This window comes from Jiangella anatolica, assembly GCF_003236295.1.
GTDB classification, from domain to species: Bacteria; Actinomycetota; Actinomycetes; order Jiangellales; family Jiangellaceae; genus Jiangella; species Jiangella anatolica.
The window spans coordinates 1-12,470 of record NZ_POTW01000032.1 but is presented as its reverse complement, the minus strand read 5'-3'; the positions used below and the strand labels follow the sequence as shown (position 1 = coordinate 12,470).

The window sequence follows — 12,470 nt, the reverse complement described above, 5'->3', positions numbered from 1 at the left end:
CGGACCCTACTGCGCGACGGCGACCGTATACGGCCGCTCGGCGCAGCGCCGCAGCTCCGCCTCGCTCGCGTTGCCGCCGGTGCACACGACGGCGACGCGGCGGCCGGCGAAGCGGTCCGGGTCGGCGAGGACGGCGGCGAGCGCGGCCGCGCCGGCGCCCTCGGCCAGGGTGTGGACGTCGCGCAGGAGCCGCCACTGCGCGGCGGCGATCTCGTCGTCATCGACCAGGACGAAGTCCGCGAGCCGTTCGCGCAGGATCCGCTGCGGCAGCGCGAACCCGGACCCCGTCGCCAGGCCCTCGACGGCGGTCCGGTTCGGCCGGCGCACCACCTCGCCCGCCCGCCACGAGTCGTGCGCGGCCGGCGAGTCCGCCGCCTGCACCGCGATCACTTCGCACTGCGGCGCCAGCGCGGCGGCGACCAGGCAGGCCGCCGCCGCGCCGCTGCCGCTCCCGACCGGGACGACGACGGCGTCCAGGTACGGCTGCTGCGCGAACAGCTCGGCGTACGCCGTCGCGACGCCGGCGATGATGTCCGGCTCGTCGGCCGCGCTGACCAGCCGCATGCCGCGCTCGTCGGCCAGGGAGCGGGCGTAGGGCGCCGCGTCGTCGAACGTCGCGCCGTACTCGACCAGCTCCGCGCCGAGCCGCCGGACGGCGTCGGCCTTGGCCGGGTTGGGGTGCTCGGGCATGACGATCGTGCACGGGACGCCGAACAGCCGCGCCGCGTAGGCCAGCGACTGCGCGTGGTTGCCGGTCGAGTAGCCGACGACGCCGCGACGGCGTGCCGCCGGGTCCAGCCGGGACAGCAGCGTGATCCCGCCACGCACCTTGAACGCGCCAGTCGGCTGCGTGTTCTCGTGCTTGACGAACACGGTCGCGCCGGCCGCGGCGTCCAGCGCCGGGTAGTTCCAGATGGGCGTCGGGGGCAGGTGCGCGGCGAGCAGCCGCTGGGCGTCGAGGACGTCGGCGATCGTGGGTGGCTCCATGCACTCCACCGTCGCCCGGGGACGACTCATAGGTCCAATGCCGGTTTTCTCGTTCTCCATCGATACCGTTGATGGATGCTGGATCTGACCCGCCTGCGCGTGCTGGTCGCGGTAGCGCGCGAGGGCTCCGTCACCGCGGCCGCCGACGCGCTGCACTACGCCCAGCCGTCCGTCAGCCACCACCTCGCCCGGCTCGAGGCCGAGGTGGGGATGCCGCTGACCCAGCGGGCCGGCCGCGGGCTGCGGCTCACCGAGGCCGGCGAGCTGCTGGCCCGCCGGGCCGCGGAGATCCTGGGCCAGGTGGAGGCGACGGAGGCCGAGCTGTCCGCGCACGCCGGGCTGCGGACGGGACGGGTCCGGCTGGCGGCGTTCCCGTCGGCGCTGGCCACGCTGGTCCCGGCGGCCGCGGCCCGGTTCGCGGCCGCGCATCCGGACGTCGAGCTGGCGCTCACCGAGGCCGAGCCGCCGGCCGCGCTGACGGCGCTGCGCACCGGCGCCGTCGACGTCGCGGTCGTGTTCGCGCACGGGCCGCTGGAGGAGCGCGACGTCACCGTCGAGACGCTGCTCACCGAGCCGCTCTACCTCGTGACGGCGGGCGGCGAACCGGAGTACGGTCCCCGCCCGGCCGGGAGGGCGCCCACCCTACGGGCGGGAACCGACAGCCTCGCGCGGGCCGCGCCTGCCGGTGGCCTCGCGGGGTACGCGGACGCGCGCTGGATCGCCGGCTGCGAGCGGTGCCGGGCACACCTCGTCGAGTCCTGCGGGCGGGCCGGGTTCGCGCCGGCGATCGCGTTCGAGACCGACGACTACGTGGCCGTGCAGGCGCTGGTCGCGGCCGGGCTCGGCGTGAGCACGCTGCCGGGACTGGCGTTGACGGCCAACCGGCATCCGGGCGTCCGCGCCGACCCGATCCCCGGCGACGGCCGCACCGTCGCCGTCGCCACGTACGGCCGCTCCGCCGCGCCGCTGCCGGTCCAGGCGTTCGCGACCGCGCTGCGCGAGGCGGCTGCGGAGTTCACGCGGTGGTGACGACGGGCTGCTTCGCCGCGGGGATGACCAGCGGCGTGCCGGTCTCGGGGTCGTCGATGATCCGGCAGGCCAGCCCGAACACGTCGCGCACCATCGCCTCGTCGACGACGTCGGCCGGCGCGCCCTCGGCGACGATCTCGCCGTCGCGCATCGCGATGAGGTGCGTGGCGTAGCGGCACGCGTGGTTGAGGTCGTGCAGGACGGCGACCAGCGTGCGGCCGTGCGAGACGTGCAGGTCGTGGCAGAGGTCGAGCACCTCGATCTGGTGCGCGATGTCGAGGAACGTCGTCGGCTCGTCCAGCAGGAGGATCGGCGTCTGCTGCGCCAGCACCATCGCCAGCCACACCCGCTGCCGCTGCCCGCCGGACAGCTCGTCGACCCGGCGGTGCCGCAGGTCGGTGATGCCGGTGCTGGTCATCGCCTCGGCGACCGCCTCTGTGTCGGCGGTGGACCACTGCCGGAACAGCTTCTGGTGCGGGTAGCGGCCGCGGGAGACCAGGTCGGCGACGGTGATGCCCTCGGGCGCGATCGACGACTGCGGCAGCAGCCCGAGCCGGCGCGCCGCCTCCTTCGTCGAGTACTGCGTGATCAGCTGCCCGTCCAGGTGGACGGCGCCGGCCAGCGGCTTGAGCATCCGGGCCAGCGCGCGCAGGAGCGTGGACTTGCCGCACGCGTTCGGACCGACGATCACCGTGAACGACCCGTCCGGGATCGACACGGACAGCTCGCGGGAGATGACCCGCTCGTCGTATGCGAGCGTGAGGTCGTTCCCGTGCAGCCGGGGTTCAGACATGGTTGCGCCGCCCTTCCCGCGCGAGGAGCCAGACGAGGTACACACCGCCGACGCACACCGTCACCACGCCGACAGGCATCGGTGTCGGCAGCACCCACTGGGCGACGAGGTCGCTGCCGCCCAGCAGCACGGCGCCCATCAGGGCGGCCGCGCCGACGGCGGCGCCGGACGCACCGGTGAGCCGGCGGGCCAGGTGCGGCGCCGACAGCGCGATGAACGAGACCGGGCCGGCCGCCGCGACGGCGATCGCCGCGAGGACCGTCGCCGCGATCAGCATGCCGAGCCGGGTCCGCTCAGCGCTGACGCCGAGCCCCGTCGCGGCCTCGTCGCCCATCTCGATCAGCCGCATCGGCCGCGACAGCACGAACAGCATCGGCACGACCAGCGCGACGCCGATGCCGACGGCGATGACGTGGTCCCAGGCGCGGGTGTTCAGCGACCCGGTCAGCCAGACCTGCGCGCTGGCCGCCTGGATCAGCTCGGCCCGCATCAGCATGTAGTGCACCGCCGACGTCAGCATGGCGCCGGCCGCGATGCCGACGAGGATCAGCCGGAAGCCCTGGCCGCCGCGCTTGTACGCCAGCAGGTAGACGGCGATCGCGGTGGCCACGCCGCCCGCGACGGCGCCGCCCGCGACCTGCGCCATGCTGCCGCCGGTCACGAGGATGACGAACACCGCGCCGGCCGACGCGCCGGAGGTGAAGCCGATGACGTCGGGGCTGCCCAGCGGGTTGCGCGAGAGGCTCTGGAACACGGCGCCGGACGCTCCCAGCGCGCCGCCGACCAGGAACGCGACCAGCACGCGCGGCAGCCGGCGGCCGTTGACGATGAAGTCGGCCAGCGGGTCCGGCGGGTTGCCGAACAGCGTGCGGACGACGTCGCCGGGTGCGATGGTGAAGTCGCCGACCGCCAGCGAGGTCAGGAACACCGCGATCAGCACGGCGACGAGCAGCGAGCACGTCAGCACGATGCGACGGTCGAAGCGGACGGACAGCTCGCCCGGCCCGCGCAGCACGTACGCCGTCGGCGACAGGCCGGTCGGCTCGACGGCGATCCGGCGGGTCCGGCCGGCCGCCGCGGGCGCCGTCACGAGGCCACCATCCGGCGCCGGCGCACCAGCGCGATCAGCACAGGGCCGCCGATCACCGTCGTCACGATGCCGACCTGCAGCTCGCCGGTCTCCAGCACCACCCGGCCGACGATGTCGGAGACCAGCAGCAGGATCGGGGCGACGACCAGGCAGAACGGCAGGATCCAGCGCTGGTCCGGCCCGGTGAACGCGCGCACGATGTGCGGCACCATCAGCCCGACGAACGCTATCGGCCCGATCGCCGCCGTCGCCGCACCGCACAGCAACGTCACCGCGATCACGCCGACCACCCGGGCCAGCAGCACGTTCACGCCCAGCGCCGCCGCGGTGTCGTCGCCGAGCGCCATCGCGTCCAGCGTCCGGGCCAGGCCCAGCGCCAGCAGCACGCCGACCACGACGAACGGGAGCACCGAGCCGACGGTCTCGACGTCGCGGCCGGCCAGCGACCCGACCTGCCAGAAGCGGAACACGTCCAGCACGCCCGGGTCCATGATCACCATCGCCTGGGTGAACCCGAGCAGCACCGCGGCGAGCGCGATGCCGGACAGCGCGAGCCGCACCGGCGAGGCCTGGCCTCGTCCCACCGACGCCAGCGCGTAGACGAGGACGCTGGCCAGCGCGGCGCCGGCGAACGCGAACCAGATGTAGCCGAGCAGGCTCATCGACCCGAACAGCGTCACACCCAGCACGACCGCGAACGAGGCGCCCGCGTTGACGCCGAGGATGCCGGGGTCGGCGAGCGGGTTGCGGGTCAGAGCCTGCATGAGCGCACCGGCCAGCCCGAGCGCGATGCCGCAGACGACACCGAGGATCGTCCGGTTCACCCGCATGTCCCCGACGATGACCTGGTTGTTCGCGTCGCCGGAGTCGCCGAACAGCGCGCGCAGGACCTCGTCCAGCGGGATGTACTTCGCCCCGATCGCGATGCTGGCCAGGCAGGTCAGCGCCAGGACCGCGGCGCAGACGACCAGCCAGAGCAGCCGGCCGCGAGTCGTGCGGACCAGCCCCGCGGCGGCGGTCGCCGTGTCGGCATCGGCCGGCCGGTCGACGGTCGGAGCAGGCATGAGCAGAGGCTAACCTTACCTACCCCGTGGAGGCGAATCCGCCCCTTTCCGCCGATTGCGCTGGGGTCCGGCGTCAGCCGCGGACGGAGCGGAAGCAGTGCGTCAGATAAGGGAGCACGACGCCGTCCGGCCCGGCGATGCGGTCGTAGAGCTCGCCGGCGCGCCCGAGCAGCGCGTGGCGCTCCGGCGCGGCGAGGATGGCGACGTACGAGCGGGACGCGACCAGGCCGAGCAACCCGTCGCGGTCGAGCCGCTGTTCGTGCCGGAACGTCCGCCGCTCCATCGGCCCGAACGGCGGGAGTGCCTGCGGGTCGTCGGGGCGGCCGCCCTCGTTCTCGCCGAACATCGACCAGAGCTCGTCGACCCAGCCGACGGAGTCGTCGCGGAGGTTCCAGATCAGCCCGAGCCGTCCGCCGGGTCGCAGCACGCGCGCGATCTCCGGCAGCGCCATCGAGGGATCGAACCAGTGATACGCCTGGCCCACCGTCACGACGTCGACGGTGGCGTCGGCCAGGGGCAGCTGCTCGGCCGTTCCCTCGCGGGCGTCGACCGCGGGCAGCGCGATCCGTAGCTGGGCCAGCATCGGCTCCGACGGGTCCACCGCGACGACGTCGTGACCCGCGGCGACGAGTGATCTGGTCAGCTTGCCGGTCCCGGCGCCGAGGTCGAGGACGCGGGCCGGCCGGTCGCCCGTCAGCCAGCGGACCGCGTCGGCCGGATAGCCGGGCCGGGTGCGTTCGTAGACGTCGGCGACCCCGCCGAACGAGGCGGCGCGCTGGTGGAACTCGTCGGTGGTCACGTCGTGACTCTAACTCTCACGCGGATGTCGTCGTCGGGGGTTGTTCTCGAACCGATCGCGATATATCGTCTGAGTATCGCGAACGTTCGATGGGAAGTGGGTGAGCGAGATGCACGGACGACGCGGAGGACACGGCTCGGGGCCGTGGGACATGTTCTTCGGTAGTGGCGGTCGTGGTCCCTGGGGCGGGCCGCCGTGGGCCGGTGGTGGCCCGTGGGGCGGTCCGCCCTGGGCGCGGCGCGGTCCGAAGGCGCGGCGCGGCGACATCCGCGCGGCGATCCTCGGAGTGCTGGCCGACCGGCCGATGAACGGCTACCAGATGATCCAGGAGATCGCCGAGCGCAGCGGCGGCGTGTGGCGGCCGAGCCCCGGCTCGATCTATCCGACACTGCAGCAGCTCGAGGACGAGGGCCTGGTCCGCGCCGAGGAGGACAACGGCCGGCGCGTGTACCGGCTCACCGCCGAGGGCGAGGAGTACGTCCAGGCGCATGCGGCCGAGGTCAACGCGCCGTGGGAGTCGATGTCGGCGAACGCCGAGGACGACGACACGGCCGGGCTGCGGCCGCTGGTCGGCCAGACCGCGCAGGCGCTGTGGCAGATCATGGCGACCGGCAGCCAGGACCAGCAGGCGCGCGCCCGCGAGGTCCTCGCCGACACGCGACGCAAGCTGTACGGCATCCTCGCCGACGGCGACGACGAGGGTGATCGGCGATGAGCGGGCCGTTGCGCGTCGGCGACACCGAGCGCGACGCCGCCGTGGCCGCGCTCGGCGAGCACTTCGCCGCCGGCCGGCTCACCAAGGACGAGTTCGACGAGCGGTCCGCTCGCGCCTGGGCCGCTCGCTTCGGCGGCGACCTCGACGAGCTGTTCACCGACCTGCCGCAGCCGGTCGCCGTCCGAGGGGCCGGGATCGAGGCAGGGTTCGCCGGGGATCGTTCCGGGCGCTTCCCCGGGCCCTTCGGCGCTTCGGCGGGCGTGTCCCGGCCGCGGTCGCTGCCTCGGCTGCTGCTCCTGGCGCCGCTGGCGATGATGGCCCTGGGTGGCCTGCTGTTCCTGATCGTCGTGTCGGCGCCGTGGCTGCTGTTCGTCTTCGGGCTGTTGTTCCTGTTCGGCGGGCCGCCGTGGAGCCGCCGTCATCGGCACTGGCACGACGGCGGCCACGGCCGGTCGGGCCGGGGCCCGGGCGGATGGGGCTCGTCCGGCTGGGGTCCAGGCGGCTCGTCCGGCTGGGCGCCGTCCGGCCGGGACGACCGGTTCGAGACCCGCCGGGACTGGCCGCCGGCCCGCCCCGGCTGGGGACCACAGCCCCGCGGCGGCTGGGCGACCGGCCGCTAGCTTCGCCTCGGATCGGCCCGGCCGGCGCGGCCGGGCCGATCCGCCGGACTGCATCGTCGGCCGAGGAGGCGCGACATGACCGGATGGAACGCAGCGGACATTCCCGACCAGCACGGGCGCACGGTGATCGTCACGGGCGCCACCAGCGGGCTCGGCGCGGAGGCGGCCCGGGCGCTGGCAGCGGCCGGCGCGACGGTGATCCTGGCCTGCCGCGACCAGGACAAGGCACGCGCCACGGCCGACGACATCGGCGGGGGCGTCGAGATCCGCCGGCTCGACCTCGCCGACCTGTCATCGGTGCGCGCGTTCGCCGCCGGCCTCGACTGCGACATCGACGTGCTGATCAACAACGCCGGCGTCATGGCAGTGCCGCGGGGCACGACGGCGGACGGTTTCGAGCGCCACCTCGGCGTCAACCATCTCGGGCCGTTCGCGTTGACCGGACTGCTGGTCAACCGCGTGCGCGGCCGGGTCGTCACGGTCACGAGCGGGCTGCACGTGCTCGGCCGCGTGCGCGCCGACCTCCAGTTCGAGCGGCGCCGCTACCAGCGCTGGCTGGCCTACGCGCAGTCCAAGCTGGCCAACCTGCTGTTCGCCTACGAGCTGCAGCGCCGGCTGGCCGCCACGGGGCGCCGGACGGTCTCCGTCGCGGCGCATCCGGGCGTGACGGCGACCGAGGGACAGCGCGCCGATACCTCGCTGCAGGGCAAGGTGCTGGCCGGCGGGCCCGCGCAGAGCCCGGCCATGGGTGTGCTGCCGCTGCTGTACGCGGCGACCGCGCCGGATGTTCGCGGCGGCGTCTGCATCGGGCCGGACGGGTTCCTGCAGCGCCACGGGTATCCCACGGTGGTCGGCACCAGCCGCCGATCCCGCGACGCCGAGCGTGCGGCGTGGCTGTGGAGGCGCTCTGAGGAGCTGACCGGTGTCCGCTACGCGATCGAGCGGATCGGCGTCGCATGAGGGCCCTCTGGTGGGCCGGGACGCTGCGCCGGCCGAGGCGGGAGCCGAGCGGCGCTGGTGGCGCTCGGCGGGAGGCGCCGGCCTCCTCGACGCCCTCCGTGCGTACCCACGCCGGCGACCGCGCGATAGCGTCGGCCAGCTCGAATGCCGGCAGCCAATCGGCGCCGGCCGACCTGATCGAGCGGATCGGCGTCGCCTGAGGGTCTCCTCTGGTGGGCAGGTACGCTGCGCCGGCCGGGACGGGAGCCGAGCGCCGCGGGTGGCGCTCGTCAGGAGGCGCCGGCCTCCTCGACGCCCTCCGTGCGTACCCACGCCGGCGACCGCGCGATCCCGTGGGCCGGCTCTGCCGTCTCGAATGCCGGTAGACAATCGGCGCCGGCCGACGCGATCGACCGGATCGGCGTCGCCTGAGGCCCTCCGGTGGGCCGGGACGCTGCGCCGGCCGAGACGGGAGCCGAGCACCGCGGGTGGCGCCCGCCGGGAGGCGTCGACCTCCTGACGCTGTCCGTGCGTACCCACGCCGGCGACCGCGCGATCCCGTCGGCCTGCTCCGCCAGCTCGAATGCCGGCAGCCAGTCGGCGCCCGCCCTGGGTCGGGAGACGCACCCTAGGCTGGCGGCATGGACGATCCGCTCGCTGGTGTGTTGATGCTGACCGGCGTCGGCGCGGCGGCCGCGCAGGCCCGCAGCTCCGTCGACGCGTTGCTGCGGCATCCGGCGATGCGCCGCGACGCCGGCCGGATCGCGGCGCTGTCCGCGCTGCGAGGTGCACAGGCATCGGCGGCCCTCGACGGAGGCGACCCGGACACGCTCGGCAGCCTGGACGCCGTCGGGAGTGCGGCCGCGGATCTGGCCGGGCACGGCGCCCTGGCCGCGGCTGACGGAGTCGGCGCCGACCGTGCGCCGGCTTCGGTCGGCGGGTCGGCTCCGGCCGGCGGGCCGCCCCTGGCTGGCGGGCCGCCTCCGGCTGGCGTGCCGGCGCTGGCCGGTGGGCCGGCCCCGGCCGGCGGGCCGGGCGCGGGCGGTCATCCCGGCGAGGCCGGCGAACCGGGCGTCGCCGGCGATCCGGTCCTGCAGGGCGCGCTGCGGGTCACCGCCGCGGTCCCCGAGCTGGCGCAGATCTGGAGCCGGTCGCCCCGGCAGGCGCTGGCTCGGCTGCACGTGCTGGCCGCTCGCGACCTGGTCGCCGATCCCGACCAGCTGGGCCGGCCGCGCGCCTCAGCCGATGCCGAGCGACTCGACCAGCTGCTCCGTCTGGCGACCGCGCCGACGGCGGCCCCCGGCGTGGTCGTCGCCGCGATCGTGCACGGCGAGCTGCTGGCGCTTCGGCCGTTCGGCACGGCGGACGGCGTGGTCGCCCGGGCGGCCGAGCGCGTGGTCCTGGTGGCGCTCGGCGTCGACACGAAGGCGGCCGGCGTGCCGGAGGCCGGGCACCTGGCGCTGCAACGGGCCTACGAGCCGCTGGCCCGGGCCTACGCCGAGGGCAGACCGGAGGGCGTCGGCGCATGGGTCCGGCAGTGCGCGGACGCCTACGCGCGCGGCGCCGAGGTCGGGCTCACGCTGGCCGAACGCGTCCGCGCGGCGGCGTCGTAGCGTCGCCATTCGCGGTGCTGTTCTCATCGCGCCCGGGGTGCGGCACGGCGGGTCGCCGAGGCGGGGCGGGGGCTGACAGCGTCAGCCGTCACGCACATGCGAGCGGCGCCCCGCGTGAGGTAGGGCGCCGCCGCTGACACGGCTGAGTGGGTTACCAGTGCGTGCATCTCGTCCGTCGCCCCGGCATTCCCGGGGACGACTGCCCGTACATGGGTTGATCGCCGCGTGGGTTCCCTCCGCCGTGCTATGGACCTTGCGGTCCGTACTTCGTTTCTAGGTCATCGCGGGGTCCCAGCGAAAGGGCAACGGGCAGATCTTTACGTTTCACAGACGCGCACCGTCAGCCGGACCAGCTCGATCAGCGTCGGGTTGCCGAGCGGCTGCGACACCCGGGTGTCCATGGACTCGTTGTGGATGGTGACGGCGATGGTCGCCTCGGTGAACCGGGCGGCGTCCGCGCAGTCGGCCACCGTCCACACCGTCGTCACCTGCTGCGTCTGGCCGGGCGCCACATCGATCGGCAGCGGGTCCGTCGTCATCGTGAAGCCGGGGGTCGTCGCGTCCATGGCGCTGACGGTGAGCGGCTCCTCGCCGCCGTTGGTGACCGGCAGGACGATCCGGGCGCCGCTGGCGTCGGCGGAGATCGTGCGGGTGTCGCCGATGAACACGCCGGTCCCGTCGGCCGACTGGCAGCCGCCCTGCCACGCCCAGATCAGCTGGTCGTCGCCGGGCTGCCCCGTCACGACGACCGACTGCTCGCCCGAGCCCGTGCGGACGTGCACCTGCAGCGTCCCCGGCGGGCGGGTGTCGCAGTCGGCCTCGACGTTGGTCTCCACCTGGACCCACTCGCCGGGTGCCGCGGTGACGGGGTCAGGCCCGCCGTCCGCGCCGGTCATCGTCGTGAAGCCGTCGACGTCGATGGAGAGGATCTCCAGCTCACGCGGCCCGGTGTTGATCAGGTTGACGTAGAGCCGCTGCGCGTCCGACGACAGCGGCGAGCCGAACTCGACGTCGACGGTGCCGCGGATGAGGTCAACCTCGGCGTACTCGGCGGCGTCGTTGCGGGCGTTGTTGGCGACGATGCCGACGACGGCGCCCACGAGCAGGGCGGCGCCCAGCCCCGTCCACATGCGCCAGGCCGGCCACGGACGTCCGGAGTCCGGATCCTGGCCGGAGTCCGGCGGACCGACGGCGCCCAGCTCCAGGGGCACCACGCGATCGTCATCGGTCGCCATGGACCGATTGTGGCCCCCACCTGCGGATCCGGACAGCACGTCGCGGTCACGGTTCGTTCCGTTTGCGAGGTGTGCCCAACGGGGCCATGATCGGAAACCATGGTGAACCGGGGGAACCGGCTCAGATACGTCATGTGGCTCGTTCTGGCCGGCGTGGTGGCGCTGCTCGCTGCGCTGATCGTCGCCATCGCCAGGGACGTTCAGATCTCTACCGCCGCGTCGGCCACGATCCTTGCGGCCTGCGGCGTCATCTCGGGCGCCCTCGTCGTCGGCTCACGAGCGCTCGCTCAGCAGCAGGCCGCCGCGGAGCAGCCGGTCCAGTCCGACCAGGTCTCCGATCCATCCGCCGGCACCATCTCCAACTGGATGTTCCTCGCCGACGCCTATGTCGAACGTGAGGAGTTCGAGTCGGCGGAACGGTTCTACCGCCGCGCCGCCGACGCCGGCCACGGTCCCGCCATGGCGCGGCTCGGTGACGTTCTCTACGAGCTGGGCCGCGACGACGAGGCGGCGTACTACCGCGAGAGGGCGCGCGAACACGGCGGCTGACGCTGCGGCAACGCAGAACGGCCGCCCGGCTGTCTTCGGGCTCGAGGGGCAGCAGGTTCCAGCCGATACCGTCAATCCAAGATCATCAGGAGCGGCGCCGCCGGACGGCGTACCAGGCCAGCCCGGCAGCCGCCGCGCCCGCACTGATCGCCGCCGCCGCGATCGCCGGCTTCGGCGCGTCGCGGATCGACGCCCGCTGGCGCAGCGCCACCGGCTTGGAGAACACCAGCGCCGGCCAGCCGCGGTCCGCCGCCGCCCGGCGCAGCGCGCGGTCCGGGTTGACGGCGTACGGGTGGCCGACCGCCTCCAGCATCGGCAGGTCCGTCGCCGAGTCGGTGTAGGCGTAGCTGCGGCTCAGGTCGTAGCCCTGGTCCTTGGCCAGCTCGCGGATCGCCTCGGCCTTGGTGTCGCCGTACGCGTAGTAGTCGATCTCGCCGGTGTACTTCCCGTCGTCGCCGACGACCATGCGGGTCGCGATGACGCGGTCCGCTCCCAGCATGTCGCCGATCGGCTCCACGACCTCCGCGCCGCTCGACGACACCACGACGACCTCGCGGCCGGCCAGGTGGTGCTCCTCGATCAGCGTGACCGCCTCGTCGTAGACGATCGGGTCGACGATCGTGTGCAGCGTCTCCGCCACGATGTCCTTGACCACCTGCACGTCCCAGCCGGTCACCAGGCCGGACAGGTACTCGCGCATCCGCTCCATCTGGTCGTGGTCGGCACCGCCCACGAGATATACGAACTGGGCGTACGCACTGCGCAGCACAGCTCGACGGTTGATCAGACCGCCCTGGTAGAAGCTCTTGGAGAAGGCCAGCGTGCTCGACTTCGCGATGATCGTCTTATCGAGGTCGAAGAACGCCGCGGTCGCAGGGCGGTCGTCGTTGTCCACGAGAAACGAGGATATCGATCTGTCGCCTGGGGTGCGTCGCAGGCGGCTCCATGGCGGCGACGCGACAAAAAGTCGTGGCGCGTGTTTGGCCCCAGCCACCGCTGGGGACGATGCGTCTGGCGGCACCCCCCCCGCCGCCTTT

At 74.0% G+C, this 12,470-nt stretch carries 13 protein-coding genes; 6 read left to right on the top strand and 7 right to left on the bottom strand.

Annotated features, from left to right (window positions below; all coding sequences use genetic code 11):
- Positions 1 to 6: 6 nt before the first annotated feature.
- A complete protein-coding gene (locus tag C1I92_RS14955; RefSeq protein WP_111255453.1) occupies positions 7 to 987 on the bottom strand; it encodes a threonine ammonia-lyase in 981 nt (326 codons plus the stop codon).
- Positions 988 to 1,062: 75 nt separating this feature from the next.
- Here C1I92_RS14955 and C1I92_RS14950 point away from each other — a divergent pair, with 75 nt between their 5' ends.
- Positions 1,063 to 2,016: a LysR family transcriptional regulator gene (locus C1I92_RS14950; protein ID WP_111255452.1), complete on the top strand. Its 954-nt coding sequence runs from the start codon at positions 1,063 to 1,065 to the stop codon at positions 2,014 to 2,016.
- Here the strand turns inward: C1I92_RS14950 and C1I92_RS14945 are convergent.
- From C1I92_RS14945 to C1I92_RS14930, 4 genes are all read right to left on the bottom strand, one after another.
- Positions 2,003 to 2,809: an ABC transporter ATP-binding protein gene (locus C1I92_RS14945; RefSeq protein WP_111255451.1), complete on the bottom strand. Its 807-nt coding sequence runs from the start codon at positions 2,807 to 2,809 to the stop codon at positions 2,003 to 2,005. The two genes, C1I92_RS14950 and C1I92_RS14945, sit on opposite strands and share 14 nt — an antisense overlap.
- A complete protein-coding gene (locus tag C1I92_RS14940; RefSeq protein ID WP_233507004.1) occupies positions 2,802 to 3,899 on the bottom strand; it encodes a FecCD family ABC transporter permease in 1,098 nt (365 codons plus the stop codon). The genes C1I92_RS14945 and C1I92_RS14940 overlap by 8 nt, the downstream gene beginning before the upstream one ends.
- Entirely contained in the window at positions 3,896 to 4,963 is a 1,068-nt protein-coding gene (locus C1I92_RS14935) for a FecCD family ABC transporter permease (RefSeq protein ID WP_111255450.1), read from the bottom strand. Before C1I92_RS14935 ends, C1I92_RS14940 begins: the two co-directional genes overlap by 4 nt.
- A 73-nt stretch (positions 4,964 to 5,036) precedes the next feature.
- Complete coding sequence (locus C1I92_RS14930) at positions 5,037 to 5,762, bottom strand: class I SAM-dependent methyltransferase (protein ID WP_111255449.1); 726 nt, start codon at positions 5,760 to 5,762, stop codon at positions 5,037 to 5,039.
- A gap of 109 nt (positions 5,763 to 5,871) precedes the next feature.
- On the opposite strand from C1I92_RS14930, the gene C1I92_RS14925 reads away from it, so the two are divergent.
- The 4 genes from C1I92_RS14925 to C1I92_RS14905 all read left to right on the top strand — a co-directional run bounded on the left by C1I92_RS14925 (position 5,872) and on the right by C1I92_RS14905 (position 9,649).
- Positions 5,872 to 6,477 carry a PadR family transcriptional regulator gene (locus C1I92_RS14925; RefSeq protein WP_111255494.1) on the top strand — a complete coding sequence of 202 codons (606 nt, stop codon included), beginning with the start codon at positions 5,872 to 5,874 and terminating at the stop codon, positions 6,475 to 6,477.
- Positions 6,474 to 7,097, top strand: coding sequence for a DUF1707 SHOCT-like domain-containing protein (locus tag C1I92_RS34450; protein ID WP_199521247.1), 624 nt, complete (start codon positions 6,474 to 6,476; stop codon positions 7,095 to 7,097). Before C1I92_RS14925 ends, C1I92_RS34450 begins: the two co-directional genes overlap by 4 nt.
- Positions 7,098 to 7,172: 75 nt before the next feature.
- The gene (locus C1I92_RS14915; protein ID WP_111255448.1) at positions 7,173 to 8,057 is read left to right on the top strand and encodes an oxidoreductase; all 885 of its coding nucleotides are present in this window, start codon (positions 7,173 to 7,175) and stop codon (positions 8,055 to 8,057) included.
- 620 nt (positions 8,058 to 8,677) lie between these two features.
- Positions 8,678 to 9,649, top strand: a complete 972-nt coding sequence (locus tag C1I92_RS14905) for a Fic family protein (RefSeq protein ID WP_199521246.1) — start codon at positions 8,678 to 8,680, stop codon at positions 9,647 to 9,649.
- Positions 9,650 to 9,966: 317 nt separating this feature from the next.
- Here C1I92_RS14905 and C1I92_RS14900 read toward each other — a convergent pair whose 3' ends face one another.
- Positions 9,967 to 10,884: a hypothetical protein gene (locus C1I92_RS14900; protein ID WP_146605148.1), complete on the bottom strand. Its 918-nt coding sequence runs from the start codon at positions 10,882 to 10,884 to the stop codon at positions 9,967 to 9,969.
- Positions 10,885 to 10,983: 99 nt separating this feature from the next.
- Between C1I92_RS14900 and C1I92_RS14895 the strand changes: the two genes are divergently transcribed.
- Positions 10,984 to 11,433: a hypothetical protein gene (locus C1I92_RS14895; RefSeq protein ID WP_111255445.1), complete on the top strand. Its 450-nt coding sequence runs from the start codon at positions 10,984 to 10,986 to the stop codon at positions 11,431 to 11,433.
- 85 nt (positions 11,434 to 11,518) lie between these two features.
- Here C1I92_RS14895 and C1I92_RS14890 read toward each other — a convergent pair whose 3' ends face one another.
- Positions 11,519 to 12,328, bottom strand: a complete 810-nt coding sequence (locus C1I92_RS14890; RefSeq protein WP_199521245.1) for an HAD family hydrolase — start codon at positions 12,326 to 12,328, stop codon at positions 11,519 to 11,521.
- Positions 12,329 to 12,470: the final 142 nt, after the last annotated feature.

What these genes read in the sequence shown, in the direction of transcription:
- C1I92_RS14955 (WP_111255453.1), bottom strand. Translation starts at nt 987, where the DNA reads ATGGAGCCACCCACGATCGCCGACGTCCTCGACGCCCAGCGGCTGCTC.
- C1I92_RS14950 (WP_111255452.1), top strand. Translation starts at nt 1,063, where the DNA reads ATGCTGGATCTGACCCGCCTGCGCGTGCTGGTCGCGGTAGCGCGCGAG.
- C1I92_RS14945 (WP_111255451.1), bottom strand. Translation starts at nt 2,809, where the DNA reads ATGTCTGAACCCCGGCTGCACGGGAACGACCTCACGCTCGCATACGAC.
- C1I92_RS14935 (WP_111255450.1), bottom strand. Translation starts at nt 4,963, where the DNA reads ATGCCTGCTCCGACCGTCGACCGGCCGGCCGATGCCGACACGGCGACC.
- C1I92_RS14925 (WP_111255494.1), top strand. Translation starts at nt 5,872, where the DNA reads ATGCACGGACGACGCGGAGGACACGGCTCGGGGCCGTGGGACATGTTC.
- C1I92_RS34450 (WP_199521247.1), top strand. Translation starts at nt 6,474, where the DNA reads ATGAGCGGGCCGTTGCGCGTCGGCGACACCGAGCGCGACGCCGCCGTG.
- C1I92_RS14915 (WP_111255448.1), top strand. Translation starts at nt 7,173, where the DNA reads ATGACCGGATGGAACGCAGCGGACATTCCCGACCAGCACGGGCGCACG.
- C1I92_RS14905 (WP_199521246.1), top strand. Translation starts at nt 8,678, where the DNA reads ATGGACGATCCGCTCGCTGGTGTGTTGATGCTGACCGGCGTCGGCGCG.
- C1I92_RS14900 (WP_146605148.1), bottom strand. Translation starts at nt 10,884, where the DNA reads ATGGCGACCGATGACGATCGCGTGGTGCCCCTGGAGCTGGGCGCCGTC.
- C1I92_RS14895 (WP_111255445.1), top strand. Translation starts at nt 10,984, where the DNA reads ATGGTGAACCGGGGGAACCGGCTCAGATACGTCATGTGGCTCGTTCTG.